Origin of the sequence: Sorangium sp. So ce367 (genome assembly GCF_051520455.1) — a bacterium.
GTDB lineage: Bacteria > Myxococcota_A > Polyangia > Polyangiales > Polyangiaceae > Sorangium > Sorangium cellulosum_B.
Genome location: NZ_CP150334.1, coordinates 4,497,964 through 4,516,293, shown reverse-complemented (window position 1 = coordinate 4,516,293; position 18,330 = coordinate 4,497,964). Strand labels below are relative to the sequence as shown.

General features: G+C 71.7%; 6 protein-coding genes. All 6 read right to left on the bottom strand.

What is annotated here, in order from left to right; all coding sequences use genetic code 11:
* Positions 1 to 511 precede the first annotated feature (511 nt).
* On the bottom strand, positions 512 to 4,798 hold the full coding sequence (locus WME97_RS17215; RefSeq protein WP_437552989.1) for an RHS repeat-associated core domain-containing protein: 4,287 nt from the start codon (positions 4,796 to 4,798) through the stop codon (positions 512 to 514).
* A gap of 70 nt (positions 4,799 to 4,868) precedes the next feature.
* Entirely contained in the window at positions 4,869 to 5,441 is a 573-nt protein-coding gene (locus WME97_RS17210) for a hypothetical protein (RefSeq protein ID WP_437552987.1), read from the bottom strand.
* A complete protein-coding gene (locus WME97_RS17205) occupies positions 5,441 to 8,212 on the bottom strand; it encodes a type VI secretion system Vgr family protein (RefSeq protein ID WP_437552985.1) in 2,772 nt (923 codons plus the stop codon). Before WME97_RS17205 ends, WME97_RS17210 begins: the two co-directional genes overlap by 1 nt.
* Positions 8,213 to 8,225: 13 nt before the next feature.
* Positions 8,226 to 10,499 (bottom strand): type VI secretion system Vgr family protein, encoded by a 2,274-nt coding sequence (locus WME97_RS17200; protein ID WP_437552984.1) that lies wholly within the window; start codon positions 10,497 to 10,499, stop codon positions 8,226 to 8,228.
* 40 nt (positions 10,500 to 10,539) lie between these two features.
* Positions 10,540 to 12,765, bottom strand: coding sequence for a type VI secretion system Vgr family protein (locus WME97_RS17195; RefSeq protein WP_437552982.1), 2,226 nt, complete (start codon positions 12,763 to 12,765; stop codon positions 10,540 to 10,542).
* Positions 12,766 to 13,175: 410 nt separating this feature from the next.
* Positions 13,176 to 17,969 carry an alpha-2-macroglobulin family protein gene (locus WME97_RS17190; protein ID WP_437552980.1) on the bottom strand — a complete coding sequence of 1,598 codons (4,794 nt, stop codon included), beginning with the start codon at positions 17,967 to 17,969 and terminating at the stop codon, positions 13,176 to 13,178.
* Positions 17,970 to 18,330: the final 361 nt, after the last annotated feature.

Sequence of the window (18,330 nt, the reverse complement as noted above, 5' to 3'; positions counted from 1 at the left end):
TCGTGGGCACCGTCGAGGACGAGCAGCAGCGGCGTCTCGGGGTTCTCGTCACCGTCGAGGATCGGTCGGATCTCGTCCGCCACGCGCGGAGCGAGCGCGCGCTCGGATGCCTTCCCGGAGGTCAATGCTCCGAGCCGCGCATGCAGCGCGGCGACCCATATCGAGGGATCCGCCATGCCGCCGTGGACCGAGATCGGGATGAACGCCACGCGGGCCAGCCCTCGCCGCGTGAGATGAAGACAGAACGCACCGAGTAAAGAGCTCGCGCCAGAGCCCGCAGGAGCTCTGATCAAGGCCCTATCGCCTGGGCGGGAGCTCGCCCAGAGCGCTTCCAGCGCTGACCAGGGGCGCTGCTCGGGCGAGTCGGGAGCACGCGGCTCGCCGTGACGCCAGGCCGCCGCCGCCGGAGAGGCGAGGAGGGCCCGCGTGGCCTGCCAGACCCCGTCCGGCGCGCGCTCCAGCCCGCCGAGCAAGCCCGAAATCGCAGCCTCTTCGCCGATGTCTGCCATCTCTACTTCCCGGTCGGGTCGGTGTTGTCGTCCTCGGGCGGCACGAACTTCGGCTCCGGCGGCGGCGGCGGCTTGTCCGGTCGCCTGTAATTGCCCTGCTCGTCCTGGAATGCGTTCGGATCGCGCGAGTTCTTCTGCTGCGAGCCGTCCGGGTTCAGCTTGGGGACGACGTTGGTCGCGGAGGGATTCTCCCGCGCCACGTTCTTCCCCGGATCATTCCTGTCCGGATCGTAGACGCCGTCGGTCTTGTGATCCCACTTCTTCCCATTGTACATGACGCCGCCCTTGGCGTCACCCGTGGTGAGCCCAGCTCTCTTCTTGGCCTCGTCGGACACATCCTTGTTCGGATCAGCATTGATATTGTCCGGATGGATGCCCAGCTCGCGGAAGACCTGCGCGCAGAACGGGCAAGGCTTCTCCGAGGAATTCTTGGGTTTCCCTTTCTTCGAGTGCGCCTCGATCTTCGCGCCCCGACGGTACTCCTCGCGCAGCTCGTTCCGGACTCGGGCGTTCCGCTCGGCCTCGGACATCTTCGCCCACTTCTCGCAGTCCTTGCCGTTCGCATCCTTGCTAAGGCGCTGCCGGATGTCCTTGGCCTGCTGGTTCAACCCGTCGATCTCGGCGCACCTGCCCGCCTTGCTGGACGCGTTCGGCTTGACCTTGTTGTCGGCGTCCAGGTTTCGAGGATCGCTGTCGGGCTTGTTGGGGTCCTTGAATTTCTCGCGAGAGTTCGATACCGCATCCCTCAGCGCCGGGTCGAGGTCGTCGTCGCTCTGGACGGTCGAGCTCTTCCCCTGGATGTCCGGCAGCGGATTGCCATTCGCGTCCTTCCGCCCCGTGGTGGTCGAGAACATCAACCCCGTGGGGTCGACCATCTTCGTGGGCCGATTGCCGGCATACGAGAACCCGTTCTGCCCGCCGAGCAGCCCGACCGGATCGACGCTGATGTACCGTCCTACCGCGGGGTCGTAGTAGCGATAACGGTTGTACGCGAGGCCCGTCTCGTCATCGTAGTACTGCCCAAGGAACCGCAGCGGCGTCTCCGTGCGCGCGCCTTCCCGCGGGCGCGCGGCGCCCCACACCGTGCGGTCGAGCTCGCAAGCGACATTCCCGGCGGCGTCGAGCAGGCGTTCAGGCCTGCCAACAGGGTCGTTCAGGTAATAGTACCACTCGGCCGACACCGCATCGCCGCCGCTCCTGGCGTCCTTCTGCGCCCACGGCGCCGACGTCTCCTCGTCGGCGCAGTACGTCCTCTCCTGGGTGACCCGCTCGCCCTCCGGGCCCCACTCGCGCTTGATCTCATGAACGAGCGTGTCCCCGTCCCAGATGAACCGCGTCGCGGACAGCGTGTCCATCCGCCCGCCTTCGTCTCGCCTGAGCACGCGCTTTTCGAGACGCCGGGCAAAGGGATCGTAGGCATGTTCGATCCGGACGCCATCGGGGCGCACCACGGCGCTCAGGAGACCCGCGCCGTTCCATTCGTAGCTCGTCGTGGCTTCCTGACCGCTCGGCATGACCACGCGGCGCTTGATCAGCCTCCCGTCGCCGTCCCACACGTACGACACGGGGCCTCGCCGGAGCAGCACGTTGCCGCGCCCGTACTCGCGCTCCGGCGCGCCGTGACCGAGCTCGCGCACGTTCCCCTCCGCGTCGTACCGGAAGTGCTCGCCCTGCCCGTGGACGTCGGTGCGCGCCAGCACCTGCCCGCGCGGATCGTGCTCCCATCGCTCGGCGCCCGAGCGATCGTCGTCGATCGCGGCCACATCGCCCTGCGGCGTGTAGTGAACCGATTGCCGGAGGGTGAGGTCATGGGGGAGCGCCCCGATCCAGTCGGGCTGCCCTGCGGCCACCACGGGGCCTGCGACCCCGCGCGATACGGTGCGCTGGACCATGCGGTCGAGCCCGTCATAGACGACGTCCACACGCCCGCCGCCGGGCAAATAGCGAGCGGTCTCTCGCCCGAGCGCGTCGCGGACGACGCCGAGCTCCTCGTTGCCGTCGAGCGTCACCCGCAGCGCGCGGCCGGCGACGTCGCGCACCCAGGTCTGGTGGTGTCCGCGGGAGGTCTTTCGCTCGACGACATTGCCCATCAGGTCATGTTTCGTCTCGACCGAGAACGTCTCGCCGCCGCTCACCTGCCGCTCACAGGTCACCCAGCCCAGCAGATTGCGCTCGAAAAAGATGTCGCCTGAGGGGCCGTGCGCGGCGATGATGTAGTCCAGCTCGTCGTACTCGAACGTCTCGACACCACCGTCGGGATACTGGTGCTCCACGACGCGACCGACGAGATCGTACACGTACCCCGTCTTCTCGCCGAGGCCGTTCTCGAACTGCACGACGCGCCCCATGGCGTCGTAACGATAGCGAAGGGTGCGGCCGTCGAAGGTGACCTCCTCCGAGACGAGCCTGGCGGCGTTCAGCCGGATGCGGTGCACCTCTCCATGGCTGTTGTGCACCTCGACGAGGCGCCCTTCGCGGTTGTATCGATATTTGCCGATCCGCCCGTCGGGCTCCCGCGTCTCGACGATCCGGTTGTACCCCGCGTAGCGGTGCGTGGTGGAGTGGCCGTTCGGGTGCCAGATCGACGTGCAGTTTCCGGACGGGTCGTACTCGTAGCGCGTGACGCCGCCGTCCGGCGTTCGCTCGGATCGGAGACGGCCGGCGTCGTCGTGGGCGTACGTGACCATCGCCCCCGACGCGTCGCGCATGCTCTGGCGGCGGCCCCAGTAGTCGTACGTGTACTGCGTCACCGCGCCCGTGGGGTCCGTCCGCTCGATGAGGTTCCCGTGATCGTCGTACCGGTACAGCGTCTGCCCGCCGTTCGGCGCGACGGTCCGCGTGGTGAGCCCGCGGCGATCGAAGTGCACCTCGAAGGTGGCGCCGATGGCGTCGCGCCACACGAGCCCGCCCGTGAGGCGCCCCGTCTCGATGACACCCCCTGCAGGATCGACCGCCCTCCGGATGTGTCCGTCGGCGTCCCGCTCGAACGTGGTCACCCGGCCGAGAGCATCCGTAATCCGGAGCTCCCGCCCGCGGGCGTCCCGCTCCCAGCGGGTCGTCGCCCCCGTCGCGTCGGTGAACGACAGCAGGTTTCCCCACGCGTCGTACGTGCGGCAGAAGACGCCGGCGGCCGTGACCGCCTTGTCGACGCTCCCGAAGTCGTTGCCGAAGAAGCGCTCGACCGAGATCGAGTCGGCCGCCTCCACGTAGTTGTCAGGCCCGTACTCGAGCTTCGTGTGAAAGATGCCCTTGGCGGCCGTGGTCCCGTCGGCGAGCACCGCCGGGACATCGGCCGCGAGGCTCTCGTCCTCGCGCCCCGGGTACGCGCCCCAGGTCTCGACGCACCGCCCTGCCCCGTCATAGACGAAATAGAAGCAAAGGCCGGTCGGGTGCTCCTGGCACGTCAGGAGATGATCCGTATACGTGTACCTGGTCGCCGCGCCCATCGCGTCCTCGGCGAGCACCAGGTCCCCCGCGTCGTCGTAACGATACCGCGCGAACGGGACCAGCTGGCCCCGGTGCGCCGCGTTCTTCACCTCGAACGACGCGATGCGCCCCTCCCTCGTGGAGCGGACCTCGACCCTGCGACCGACCGAGTCGACGATCTGCGTCAGGACACCTTCCTTGTAGAAGAACGAGATGCGGTTGTCGTGAGAGTCGGTCTCCGCCGACAGGAGGTACCGGTCTTGCCAGGCGTGCTCGAAGACGAGCCACCGGCCGTCGCCCCGATCGAGCACGAAGCCTGTCTGGCCGCGGACGAGCAGCCACCCGGAGGGGCCCACCGCCGACTCGCCGACGCGCATGGGCGTGAAGTCGACGTACATGCCGTTCCCGGTCCAGAGCCTCGTCCGGCCGCGGTGCACCTCCACCTCCCACGCGTACGAGTGGTACCAGCCGCGCCCGAGCCCGACGTCGCGGTCGCGCGCGGCGCTCGTGTAGCTGCGGGTCAGCGTCAGCGGCAGCGGGCCCGGCAAGTGCACGTCGGTGACGGGGATCGTGAAGACACGGCCTGTCACGATGTCGACAGGGTCTCCCTTGGAGCCTTTGCCGCTCCCCTTCTTGCCGTGATGGTTGGGGCACGCCCCGCCGTTCTGGCCGGAGCCGCAGGCGCCTTTGCCGCCCCCCGACGCGCTGTCGCCCCCGTTCTTGCCGTTCGCGCCTTGCTTGTCCTTGCCCGCGCCGCCTCCGCGGCCGCCAGCCCCGCCGCCGTCACCGCCGCCGCCGAGAACGAAGACTCCGGGGTTCATCCCCGGGATGGCCGGGATGTTGGGGACAGGTGCCGTTCGCATTGCTGTTTCGACGCTCCCTGAGTGAAAGCTATGACAGCCGAGCCTTCCAGCGGACACGCGGTGCGTGCCGTCAATTCAACCGCAAGAGCCTCCCGACGATCCGGAACAGCCCCCGCGACGCGGCGCTGATGCGGCTGCCCACGACCTCGATGTCGCCGTCCTGACGAATGCGGACCGCGCCGCGGCCGGAGCGGAGCAGCAGCTCCTGCTCCGCCTCGATGGCGACGGTGGTCGCCTTGAGGTGGAGCGTCTGCGGCCGCTGCGTCGTCAGGGCCGCGACGATCAGCGGGGGCTCGCCCTCGCAGAGCTCGACGAGCACGGCGTCGCCGCGGGCGCGGGCGTCGGCGATCACCTCGGGATCGACGTCGGGCGCGATCTGGGCGTCGACGGGCCCCTCGGCGCCACGAACGTGGATCGACGCCTTCCGCCCCACGATCGAGGCGACGCGCGCGGTCCGCATGGCCGCGCCGAGCGGCTGCGCCTTCCGCGCCGGGAGCGGCGCCGCGGCCGGCTCGGCGAGCACGTCGTCCAGGGTCACGCGCGGCGACCCGGACGCCTCCTCCGCCGTGGCCGCGGCGTCCGGCTCCTCGAGCGAGAGCGACGCGCCGGCCGCCCGCGAGCCACCGTCGAACGGAGTCGCCATCAGACCTCCGAGACCTTCTTCGGCAGCTGGATCTTGGGCGCCAGGATGGTCACGAGCGGGGACGTGATGGTGACGCCGGCGCCGTCGATCACCACCTCGCTGGCGCCACACTTGAAGACGATGGCGCCCTTCGCCTCCACCTTGTGGAAGGCCCCGATGAACGTCGCGGGCCCGACGGCCTGCACCACGTGAGACCCCTTGAGCTTGTCGACCACCGCGCCGCCCACCATCGCGGTGCGCGAGCCGGTGACCGTCTCGCTCTCGCCCCCATTGCTGAGGACGACCAGGCCCGTCGCCTTCTCGCTCTTCGAGCCCGTGACGCTCTCCGCGTAGCTGCCGAACGCCACCTGCACCGTGGCGGCACCGACGTCGATCGTCTTCTTGCCCGTCACGTTGTTGTCGATGTCCTGGATCGCGCCCAGGACCTTCATCGAGCCCACGTCCTCCTTGTGGGTGCCCGTGACCTTGGCGGTCGTGTGCCCGGGGCCCTTCTCGCGGTCGGTGGCGTCGATGCCATCGACGGCGCCGTCCGGCCCGCCGACGTTGGCCGTCGACCCGCCGCCGCCGCCGCCCCCGTCCATGCCGAGGGCCGAGGCGAGCGCCTCCGGCTTCACGAAGACCTTCCCGGCGAGGCTGCTCTGCGCCACGTTCGACGCGATCGAGGCGAGCATGTTGGGCGGGCCGGCCGCGCCCGGCGCGCCGCCGGCCGCGCCGCCCCCGCCTCCGCCGCCGCCCATCGAGGCCGCGAGCTGGCTCGCGCCGGGGATGCCCGACGCGCCCGCGATCATGCCGGGCATGCGGCTCATGTCCCCGCCGGCGACGGCCTTCATCGCCCCTGAGACCCCCGCCGCCTTCTGGGTCAGCCCGTTGATCGGCGCCATCACCTGGTTGATGGCGCCGTCGACCTGCCCCTGGACAGCCGCGATCGCGTTGTTGGCCATCACGCTCGCGAACTGCACAGCCGCCTGCGCCGCGAGCGCGAGCATCGCCTCGAGGGGGTTGCCGTCCATCTCGAACTGGTTGCCGCCCACGGTGGTCGTCGCGTTGCCCTTCGCCGTCAGCGCCGACACCGCGTTCACCTCGACGTTGCGGTTGCCTCCGACGCTGATCGTCTGGTTCGCGCCCACCGTGTTCTGCGAGCCCTTCGTGATCTTCGTCGTCTGGTTGCCGCCGACCTCGAGCGACGCGTTGTTCCCGACGACCGACGTCTCGTTGTTGCCGATGTTCCGCTTGGCGTTGTTCGCCGCGACCGTCTTCATGTCGCGCTGGGCGTGCACCATGATCTCCTCGGAGCCCGCCTTGTCCTCGAAGCGGATCTCGTTGGCTCCGCCGCCGCCCGGCGTGCTCGAGGTCTGGATCGCCGTGCGGGTCTTGCCCTCCGGCAGCGCGTACGGCGGCATGTAGACGCCGTTGTAGAGGCGCCCGGTCACGATCGGCCGATCGGGGTTCCCCTCGAGGAACTCGACGATCACCTCCCAGCCGATGCGCGGGAGCATCATCGAGCCGGAGGTCTGGAGCTGCGCGACCCGCATCCAGCACGACGCCTTGTCGTCGATCACGTCGCTGCGATCCCAGTGGAACTTCACCTTGCAGCGGCCGAGCTCATCGGTGTGGATCGCCTCGGTCTGGGAGCCGGCGGGCGCCACCACCGTCGCGGTCTGCGGCCCCTCGATGAGCGGGATCGGCGTGATGCGCCGCGGCCTGTACTTCACGGAGGCCGGCACGAGGCGCGCCCGCGCCCTGGAGCGCGGCGTCGCGCGCTCGCTGCCGCCGAGCGCGTCGTCCTCCTCGTGGACGTAGGTGTGCTTCACCGCGAAGAGGAAGTACTCGCCGTCGAGCTCGCCGGCGTCCGTGATCGTGAGCTTCTGGCCGACCGCGAGGCGCGAGCAGACGGTGTCGATCTCGATCGTGTGCCGCTCGACCTGCTCTTCCTCCAGCCGGATCTGCGCGAGCCGCTGCCCCTCGCTCGGCTCGAAGTAGCCGCCCGGGTAGTCGTAGCGCTCCAGCGCGTCGTTCTCGCCCGACGCCGCGGTCGCCGTGAGATCGAGCTTCGGCCGCTTGAAGTCGAAATCGCGGAGGACGAACTTGCCGGAGCGCACCCGCTCGAGCTCGCGGATCGCGTAGATCGCGTCGCGCTCGTCGGCCGCGCTGAGCCCGGTGCGCCGGCGGAACGGCAGCGCGGGGTCGCCCTGGATCGGCCCGGCGACGGTGCTGTCGTCGTCGAAGACGAGGAGCTCGCCGTCGGCGTCCACCTCGACGAAGCTGTAGATGCCCTCGTGCTCAATGAGCCGCGAGATGAACGCGAGCGCGCTCTCCTGGTACTGCACGCAGTACTCGCGCTTCGGACAGTCGCCGCTCAGCCGCCACGCGACCTTGGTGATCCCGTGATCCTCGAGGACCTTCGCCACGATCTCCTTGGCGCTCATGTCCTGGAAGATCCGCGAGTCGACGCTGCGCGCGAGGAGCGCGAGCGAGGAGACGACGCGGACGGCGTAGCGGACGCCCAGCAGCGCCTCGACGCCGAGCTCGGTGGTGCCGATCGAGGTCGCGGCCTCCACCGTGCCCGCGATGACGCGCGGCGCCTCCCCGGGCACGCCGAAGGAGAGCGCCGCGGGCTTGCCGATCATCGCCTCGAGCTCCTGGTACGTGTGGAGGTACACCTCGACGTCGAGGACGAGCGGCCTGCCGGCCTCGTGGGTCGACTCGAAGCGGAGCACCCGGGCCGCGGGGACCTCGTCGATCGTGAAGTGCGCAATCATCTCGCGTGCCACGTTCGCCTCCTCCTCAGTTGTCGAGCACCAGCGCGGCGGCGTCGGAGACGTCGCCGTCGAGCTTCGCGGAGACGCCGATGATCGCGACGCTCGCGGGCGTCAGCGAGAGGATCGACGCCCCCATGACCAGCGTGAGCGCGCCGGTCGCCTCGAAGACGGCGTTGTTCGCCTTGACGATCTGCGCGCCCCCGGCGAGCTCGGTGTACGTGCCGAGCGAGCTCTCCACACGGTTCCCGTTCGCCACGTTGACGATCGCGCCGCCGACCTTCACGTTCATCGATCCGCCGACCTGCACGCCGCGGCCCGACTTGACCGCGATCACCTTCGCGCCGGTGGCCGTCTCGCTCCGGTCGCCCTGGACCGTCACGGAGCGGTGCCCCAGCGCGAGCTCGACGAGCGCCGCGCCGACCTCGTGGTTGAAGCCGGCCAGGGTCTGATCCGTGACCGAGCCGACCACCAGATCGATCTGGTTGCCGGACACCGTGAGCGAGCTGTTGCCGGTGACGTCGCGCTTGTGATCCCCGCCGATCTTCATGTCGCGGTTCCCGCCGATCGAGAGCGAGTGATCGCCGCCCATGTCGTCGACGTGGAAGGTCTCGATCTTCATCGACTGGTTGCCCGAGACCGAGAGCGTCTGGTTCGACCCGATGCTGGTCGTCATGCTGTCGGTGACGTTCGTCGTCTGGTCCGCGCCGATCTTCTTCTTGTGGTTGTTGCCGATCGACTCGGTCGCGTTGTTCTTCACCTCGGTGGACATGTCCTTCGAGGCGTTGATGAACATCTCCTCGCCGCCCTTCGTGTCCGACATCCGGAGCTCGTTGGTGCTGCCCCCGCCCGGCGTCGTCGCGGTCTGGAGCGAGCTCTTCCCCGCCTCCTTCGGGAGCGCGTAGGGCGGCGGCGTGAGCGCGTTGTACATGCGGCCCATCACGAACGGCCGGTCGGCGTCGCCCTCGACGTGGCGCACGGTGACCTCCCACCCGACGCGCGGCAGCAGCATCGATCCGCCCGTGGGCACCTGGCTCGTCCGGATCCAGCGGCTCGAGGTGTCGTCCTTCTTTCCGGAGCGATCCCAGTGGAAGGAGACCTTCACCTGCCCGCTCGCGTCCGTGTGGATCTCCTGCCCCGAGGCCCCGGTGGTCATCGCGGTCTGCGTGCCCGGGATCACCTGCTCGCGGGCGCGCCGCGGGGGCCTGTAGCGCGTGGTCCCGGTCGGCACGCCCCAGAACTCGCAGCTCGACCGGAGGTCGCGCGCGCCGTCCTCCGCGCCCGCGCGGCCGGAGAGCTCGAAGTTCCGCGGCCGGCTGCCGGCGATGCGCGCGCGTACGACGAGGTACTCCTGGTTGAGGGGGTCGTAGGGGTGGCCGTCCACCGAGAAGCGCCGGCCCGGGAGCAGCGCGAGCGAGCCGGTCTCGCCGTGCACGACGTCGCGCTCCGCCTGCACCGAGTCGAGCAGCACCTTGGCGAGCCGCTCCGCGACGCTCGCGTCGGCGGTGCGCGCCGGGTGCTCGTAGATCTCGAGCACGTGCTCCCCGGGATCGCTCCCCTCGGCCGAGGCCTCCGGCTTCGTCGAGGGCTTCTCCGGGTCGTAGTCGCGGACGAACACCTTGTCGCTCCGCACGGAGACCTCGCGCGAGAGGCGGACGACGCGATCCCCGAAGCCCTCGACGCCGAAGTCCTGGAAGAACGGCAGCGAGGTCGCGCCCTCGATGTCCTCGAGGCCGGTCGGCGAGTCGCCGAAGACGAGGACGTCCTCGTCGTCCTTCATGTGGATCGCGAAGTAGATCCCCTCCTCGGCGAGGAGGCGGTGCACGAAATCGAGGTCCCGCTCGCGGTACTGGACCGTGTAGACCCGCGTCGGGTGGGGCTCGGTCACGCGCCAGTCCTGCTGGCCCGCGGGCACGCCCGCGCCCTCGAGGACCTCCTTCACGATGTCGACAGCGCTCTTGTCCTGGAAGATCCGGCAGTCGGCGCGCTGCCCGAGGTTCCAGAGCGCCGGCGCGACCTCGATCCGCAGCGTGGGCACGTCGTCGGGATCGGGCACGAGCTCGGCGAGGACGATGGTCCCGGCGAACGAGCGCGTCTGCGTGTCGTCGCTGCGCGACAGCGTGAACACCGCGCGCTTGCCGAGGACCTCCTTCGGCCTCGGCAGCGCCGCCTCGTCGTCGAGCAGCTCGCACTCGAGGCGGGTGAGCTCCGAGAGCTGCTCCGTGAGCTCGAAGCGCAGCACCCGGTAGATCTTGCCCTCCACGCTGAGGGAGGGGATCGCGAGGACATGATGTTCAGCCACTCTTCACCTCTCTCTTCACGTCACCAGCGCTCATGGGCCCTCACGATCCGAGCTTCATCGACGCGCCCATCTTGACGACGAGCGCGCCCTTGACCGCGATCTTCGACCCCTTGATCACGACGGGCCCGCCGCCGAGCTTGAGCTCGCTGCCGCCGCCCTTGAAGGCGCCGACGGCGCCGAGGAGGGTGATGAGCGGCGCCTGCACCACGAGATCGCCGTCCAGCTTCTGGTAATGGAGGCCGCCGACCATGTTGGTGACGCCGAGCGCCACCTGGGAGAGCGAGCCCTTCGTGAGGTGGAGCTCCGCCGCCAGCGAGGTCTGGTCCTTGTTGGCCGTGATCTGCTCTCCGTGGCTGCCGTTGATGATCTGCGCCTTCACGGCGCCCACCGTCTCCGTCATCCCGCCGAGGACGTTGTCGTTGATCGAGCCCAGGCTGCCGGAGAGCTGCAGCGCGCCGACCTTGCGGCTCATGTCCCCGGTGATGGAGTGCCTGACGCCGTTCGAGATCGTGATCTGGTTGCCGCTCACCGTGTAGGAGCGGTTGCCGGTGACCTTCTCGACGTGGTTGCTGATCGCGTTGGTCGTGTCGTTGCCGCCGATCGAGATGCTCTGGTTGCCGGTGATCTTGTGCGAGAGCACCGCGCCGACGTCGAGCGACTGGTTGCCGGCGACGGAAGTCGAGTCGTCGACCTTCACCGAGCGGGAGCCGTTCACGCTGATGTGCTGCTCCTCGTTGACCGTGACCTCCTCGACCTTGTCGTTCTTGATGGTGACGTTGAGGTCCTTCTGGGCGTGGATGCCGAACCCCTGGCTCCCCGCGGTGTCGGACATGCCGATCTGGTTGTGGCCGCCCGCGCCGGGCGACGACATGCTCTTCAGCGTGCCGGACGCCTTGGCGGCGGGGAGCGCGTCGGGCGGCGTCTTCTCCGCGTTGTACGTGCGCCCGAGCACGAGCGGCCGGTCCGGGTCGCCGTCGAGGAACGCGACCGAGACCTCCCAGCCGACGCGGGGGAGGATCATCGAGCCGCCCATCGCGATCTGCGAGACGCGCAGCCAGCAGCTCGATGTGTGGTCCTGCTGGCCCTGCCGGTCCCAGAAGAAGCGGACCTTGATGCGGCCGTACTTGTCGACGTGGAGCGCCTGCTCCTGGGTGCTCGACCCCGTGACGACCGCCGTCTGGATGCCGCGGATGCGCGGCCGCCGCGCGCGGCGCTCGGCCGCGAAGGGCGCGCCCTTGGGGACGCCGCGGAAGTGGTTCTCGACGTCGTAGTTCGTCGCGCCGCCGGTGAGCGTCTGGTTGCCGCGCGAGACGAGGCGGGTGACCACGAACTCGCCGTTCAGGCACGGCTCCGCGGCGCCCTCGACGACGAACGGCTCGCCCACCTTGAGCCCGGCCGCGCGGCTCTCGCCCTCGCACACGTCGGCGTCGGCGGAGAGCTCGCGCATGCGGGCCTCGGCGAGGCGGCCGCCCACGCTCCCCTTCGTGAAGCCGGCGGGGTACTCGAAGTAGGGCGCCGCGATGGCCTCCTTGCGGGGCAGCGCGGACTCCGGCTTCACGTCGGGCTTCTCGAAATCGTGGTCCCGGAGGTGGACGAGGCTCGTGCGCAGCGCGCGCGTCCTCGTGAGCTTGGAGAGCGGCAGGCTCCCGGGAAGGCCGCCCTGCGCCATGCGGAAGCTCACCGGCGTCCCCTCCTCCACCTCGAAGGCGGCGGGGTCGTCGGTGATGATCATCGTGTGCCCGGCGGCCTCGTGCCGGAAGTAGTAGAAGAGGCCGTTGTCCTCGAGGAGCCGCGAGACGAAGTTGAGGTGCGACTCGCGGTACTGGACGATGAACTCGCGCGGCTCGTACTCCTTCGCGATCCGCCACTCGACCTTGTCGCCGAAGCCGGAGTCCTCGAAGACCGACTGCGCGACCTGGACGATCGTCTTCTCCTGGAAGATGCGGCACCCCTCGCGGTGCGCGAGCGCGGCCAGCGCGGGCCGAAGGCGGACGTCGAACTGGCGGCTCTCGCCCACGATGTGCGCGAAGCCGGCGCGGTCCACGATGCCGTCGTACAGCCGCTCCTGGCCCGACGTGTCGACGACGCGCAGGCAGAGGCGGCTGCGCAGGCAGTCCTCGACCCGGAACGAGGCGTCCAGCGTCGCGAAGCGCACCTCGACCGTGTAGGGCGTGGAGATCGCCTCGACGGCCTCGAAGCGGGTCACGGAGACGTCCGCGGGGAGCTTGTCGCCCTCCAGGGAGAAGGTGGCGAAGGTAGCGGCCATTGGGGGCATGGTAGGCGATCGGCGGACGGCGCCAAGCCCCGGCGCTGGAACCCGACGCGGCGCCGACGCGGTGGGAGCGGTGTGGGAGGCCGGATCGTGCGGAGATCCGCGCGGTTGGTGGTGGGGTATTGATCCCACGCTGGCAGAATGATCGAGCCACCAACACGCCCTGAGACGCCAAGATTCGTGTGTTCATTGGCGTCCTTGGCGGCTTGGCGATTCAAAAGACCCCACCTACGGCCGAAGGGTGGTGGTCAACTTTGCCCGAGAAAGATCACATGTAGACGGTGGAATTTACTAAGTTTTTCTCCCCGCCTCCCCGTCTCCCTGTTCAAATTGGACCAGTACCTGCCAATGCCCCCCATCACCTCGACGCGGGCAGCGAGTGAACCGGTATCCAGGAGCGCCGATCACTCGATCACGATCGGCCGCGCCGGGACCACCGCGCGCGGCAGCTCCTCCTGCGCCACCCGGGCCTGCGCCTCGGGCGCCGTCACCTTCCCGGCGAGCGCGAAGCGCACCGGGATCTCCACGAGCGTCGAGAGCCGGCTCGCCTCCAGGGAGGCCCGCACCGCGAGGACGCCGTTCACCTGCCGCACGCCCCCGAGCGGCGCGGCCAGCGACACCCCTGAAGGAAGCGGGATGCGCACGTCGACCTCGACCGGGCGGCCCAGCGTGTGGCGCAGCGAGACCGCGAGCTTGCCCGTCGTTCCCGCGCGCGGGCGTCTCGGCCAGGAGATCTCCGCCTGCACGGGGCTCGCCGCCGCGGCGGGCGGCCGGCTCCAGCGGCGGAGCGCCGGGCGCTCCAGGCGCGCCACGACCGCGGGCCCCGCTACCTCGACCGACGCCTCCGTCGCGCCCGCGTCGAGCGGCACCACGAGCCGCCCCGACGGCCCGACCTCCACGTCGCGGCGCACGCCGCCCGACGTGACCGTGACCCGTGCCGCCCCTCGGCCCTCGCCCCCGTGGGCCAGGAGCGCGCGCACCACCGCGCGCGTGCTGGCCGGCGCGCCGTAGCCGCCGCGCACGTCCCGCTGCACGCCCACCCAGCCGAGGAGCTTCGCGGGCGGCGCCGCGCTCCGGCCGAGCCCGGCGGCGCGGAGGAGCGCCGCGTAGACCACGGCGCGCGCGCTCCGATCCTCGGCCTGACCCGGCGGCAAGGTGATGCCGCCGGTCGGGAGCAGCGCCACCCAGGCGCGCAGCCGGTCCGCCACGTTCGCGGCCAGCGCCGCCCGGTGCGGCCGCTCCGCGAGCGCGAGCAGGACCCGGGCGAGCGCCACGCGATCGCCGCTCCCGATCACCTCGTCCAGCGTCGTCGTGACGAACGCGTCCCAGCACGCGTTCACCGCGCCCCCCGCCGGCGAGGGCTCGACATCGAGCGCGTCGAGCGCCGCCGCGGGCTGCAGGGGCTCGGGCGGGCAGCGCGCGTCGATCTTCGGCAGCTCCTCCGCCACGGACGCGGGCGCGAAGGTGCGCGCCCGGAGCGCCGGGGGCCAGAAGACCAGGTCCTTCCTGCTGCCCTTGTACGCGAGCAGCCGGCCCACGGCGCGGCGGCCGATGTCCTCCGCGCGCGCGGCGAGCGGCGCGCCCTCGCCCCCGCGCGCCGCGGCCCAGCGGCGCACGAGCGCCGCGACCTCCACCGCGTCCGCCATCGCCCCGGCAGACGAGAGCCGATCGGGATCCATCGCCTCGAGCGCCGCGGTGAGCGCGCCCGCGAGGCCGCGCTCGACGACGAGCCGCGGGCGGCCGGTGGGCTGGTAGCGCTGCGCGTCCGCCGCGACGCTCAGCGTGGCGGTGGCGCCGCCCTCGACGACCTGGGCGATGTTCAGATCGGTGGGCTCGCCCGCGGGGCGCACCTCCCACGCGTGCACCAGCGTGTCGCCCGGGGTCCCCTGCGCCTTCAGGGCGACCGCGAGCTCCGCCCGCCCCGCGCGCAGCGCCCGCACCCGCGCGCGCACCGGGGCCGCGCCCCCCGCGGGCACGTCGACCGCCACCGCCCGGCGCCGCGGGTCGGCGAGGGCGGCCACGCCGCGCGCCGTGAGCTCCACGTTCGCGCGGAGCGGCCTCGGCGAGCGGTTCCGGACCGAGACCTCCACGTCGACCTCGTCGCCCTCGACCCACGCGGCGCCCGCCTCCACGCGCGCCGAGAGCGGCTGCGCGGTGGGCACGTCGAGCGTGGCCGTTGCCGGCGTGGTGCCGTCCGGCACGCCCACGAAGACGAGCCGGAAGGTCGTCTCGACGTCGCCGAGCGGGACGCGCATCCGCAGCCGGCCATCCTTGTCGGTGCGCTGGGGCGGCGACCAGAAGAACACGCCCCGCGGCGCGCCGAACGAGGTGCGGTGGGATCCACCCAGCCTGCCGTGGCCTGAACCGAACCCGACGCCGGAGCCCGTGCCCCCGCCGAGGGTGCCGATGCCGCTCAGGCCGAGCCCCTCGCCCAGCGACGTGCCCGTGAACTCCTCCAGGAGGCTCTCCCACGCCGACACCGTGGCGTCGCCGACCTCCATGTCGAACTTCGCGTCGACAAGGCGATCCTCGCCGACCGCCCTGGCGTACGGCGTGCCCGAGCGCAGCACGCGCTCGAACGGATCGCGCACGTCGTCGCCCGTGCCGATACGGCCGTCGGGCCCGGGCGCGTGCAGGGCGAAGCCGCGCCGCACCGTGAGGAACGGCGCGGGCGGCGCGGTCGTCGGGGTGAACTGGATCGTGCCGCCCCAGGGATCGAGCAGGAGCGACTCCTCGAGCTGCGCGTCGCGCACCAGGCGGCGGAGCAGCGCGTTCGGATCGCGGAGCGCCGGCTCGTCCGGGTCGAGCAGCCGCTCGCGCCGGAACGCGCGCGCCGCGGCGAGGACGCGGAAGAGCTTGAGGCGGGTGACGCGGCGAGCGACGTGATCGAACGTGACCTGCGGGTCCACCGCCAGGAGGTCCGCGAGCGAGAGCGGCTCGCCGCCGGGCGTCTCGGGGGGCGCATCCATGGCGGCCGTGACCAGGGTCATCAGCTCGGGGTTCCATGCATACGCTCCGCCCGGCCCGCGGCGGCGCACGTCGCGCAGCCGCTCCGGGTCGCTGGTGGCCTCGAAGACCGCCCCCTCGAGCGAGCGGAGCACCTGGCCGAACGCCTCGTCGAGCGCCGCCCGCGCGGAGCCGGCCGGATCGTTCGCCGGCGCGATCGCCTCGCGCGCCCGCGCGCCGAGCTCCGCGCGCCGGAGCGGCTCGAGCGCGGGATCGCCCTGCAGGAAGGCGCCGCAGCGCTCGGGCTCGACCATGCCCTGGCAGAGCCGCGCGCGCGTGTCGAGCGCCGCGAGGCCGCCGGCGCTGCCCCCGCCGTGCAGGTCCACGACGACGGCCGCGACGGTCCCGGGCAGGCCGCGGTTGCCCCCGTCGGTGAGCGCGAGATCCACGTCGACGGCGCCATGCGGGGCCGCGCGGCCGCCCGTGATGCGGGCCTCGAGCCGAGGGAGGACGCGCGGCGTGACGAGCACCGCGCCTCCGGCCTGCCGTGCGGCGGCGCCCGGCCGGGGAGCGGCGGCGCTGAGCGTCCAGACGCCTGCGGCGCCGTCGGGCAGGCCGAGCGCGCCGCCCTCCGGGCCCCCGGCGATCCAGGCGCTCGCCGCGCGGGCCGAGTTGCCGGCCTGGACGATCACGCTCCAGCCGGCGCCGTCCGCTGCGCTGCCGCCCTCCGGCCGCCGGCCGGCGCGCGGGGCCGCGCCGCCGGCGTCGATCACGTGGAGCGCGAGCGCATCGCCGGCGCGGGCGAGGAGCCGCTCGGGCCGGAGCAGCGCCGAGGCGTCGCGATCGACGGAGACGCACAGCGCGAACGGCTCGCGCCGCGACCCGAGCGCCGGGAGCTCGCCGGATGGCCGCACGCGAACCGCCGCGGCGACGCCGCCAGCGCACGGCCCGACGTTGCGGAAGGCCCCGAGCTCGACGGGCGCGTCCCAGGTCACCTCGGCCTCGCCGTACGCGTCGGTGGTCACGGCGGCCTGGAGCCCGTCGCCCTCGACGGTGAACGTGCCCTGCACCGGCTTCCGCCGCGCATCGCGGACGCGCAGGAGCATGCGCTGAGCGACGCCCGGAACGATCGCGCCCGCCTCGGGCAGCAGCGTCGCCTCCGAGGTGGGGCTCTCCACCGAGACCGTGGCCTCGCGCTCGAGCTCGTGCCCCTCGAACGTCGCGCGCGCGACGACGCGCAGCGTGGTCCCCGCGCCCTGCACCACGGTGGTGGGCGCCACGGCCGCGCCGCGGACTTCGCCGGCCGCGTCGGTGCGCGCGGGCGTGGTGAGCTTCTCCCACGCGGCCCTGTCCTCGGGCGGGCTCGTGCCCTTCGGCCCGATCCAGGTCCGCACCGGCAGCCCGGCCACGGGTTGGCCGGCGCCATCGCGGATCCGGATCACGTAAGTGGCGCGATCCCCTGCGCGCAGATCCTGCTCGGACCACTCGGCCAGCATCTGCGGGGCGCCGGGCGTCTCCTCGCGCGGCGAGAGGGAGATCTCCGCGGCGTTCGACGAGGCCCCCGCCGCGCTCCGCGCGCGGGCGCGGAGGATCCAGCGCCAGCCGGGCTCGTCGATCCAGGGGACGGACACACGCGTCATCGCCACGCCGGCCGCGTCGGTCGTGACCACGGCCGTGTGCCGGGCGACGCCGCCCTCGAGCAGGCTGACCTCCACGGGAACCCGCGGGGCCGGCTGCCCCGAGGCCTGGCTCTGCACCGTGATCCACGCCGACATCGCGCTGCCCGGCACCACGCGCGTGTCAGGGACGTGCAGGTCGACCTGGAGCGGCGCCAGTCGGTGCACGGTGAGCGTCCGCGTCCGCTGCCGGTCGCCGGCGCGCACGCCGAGCAGCAGCCGGAGCTCGCGCTCGGGCCCCTCGGGGATCGGGACGTCGAGGTGAGCGCGCCCCTTCGCGTCGGTGGTGACCCGCACGGGCGGCGGGACGGCGCTGACCTTGCCGAGGTGCTCGGGATCCCAGCTCGCCTCCACGGTGACCGCCTCGAGCGGCCGGAGCGTGATCGCCGTGGGGAAGCCGAACGCGAGGATCTGGACCGGCAAGGAGGCGCCGGGCGCGCCGCGGTCGGGCGCGTGAAGGAAGAGGTCGAGGCCGCGGGCGACCGCATCGCGGCCATCCGTGGCCGCGTCGGAGGTCGCGGTGGTGCCAAGGGCGGCGACGAGGAGGCCAGCGAGCGGAAGGGAAGGCCTGGGCATGGTGCCTTTCGACACCGCCAAAGGGAGCAGGTTCCTGCGCTCTACGGCCGTCCGGGGTGGCCGGCGCGGCGCGCGCTCGGGACGACTCGCCGTTTGGCGACGGGCTCCGGGGAGGGTGTCGACCTCCTCCGGGCTGAATTTCAGTTCTCCGGGGAGGGAGTCGACAGGTAGTGGGGTAATTACCCCACTTGCCTTGAATTGACCCCACTTTTGTGGGCGCAAACGACCCCACTATTTTGCGGTCGGGTCGGTGAGCGGATCCCCGAGCAACGACAACTACTCTCATACAGGGGACTTTCGTGCTCTCGCTACGAGCCGCGTGAACGCTGCGCGGCGTCGTTCCGCGCCTCATGCCTATGCT

Excerpts from the sequence above, each read along its gene's own strand:
- WME97_RS17215 (WP_437552989.1), bottom strand. The coding sequence starts at position 4,798 with ATGCGAACGGCACCTGTCCCCAACATCCCGGCCATCCCGGGGATGAAC.
- WME97_RS17210 (WP_437552987.1), bottom strand. The coding sequence starts at position 5,441 with ATGGCGACTCCGTTCGACGGTGGCTCGCGGGCGGCCGGCGCGTCGCTC.
- WME97_RS17195 (WP_437552982.1), bottom strand. The coding sequence starts at position 12,765 with ATGGCCGCTACCTTCGCCACCTTCTCCCTGGAGGGCGACAAGCTCCCC.
- WME97_RS17190 (WP_437552980.1), bottom strand. The coding sequence starts at position 17,969 with ATGCCCAGGCCTTCCCTTCCGCTCGCTGGCCTCCTCGTCGCCGCCCTT.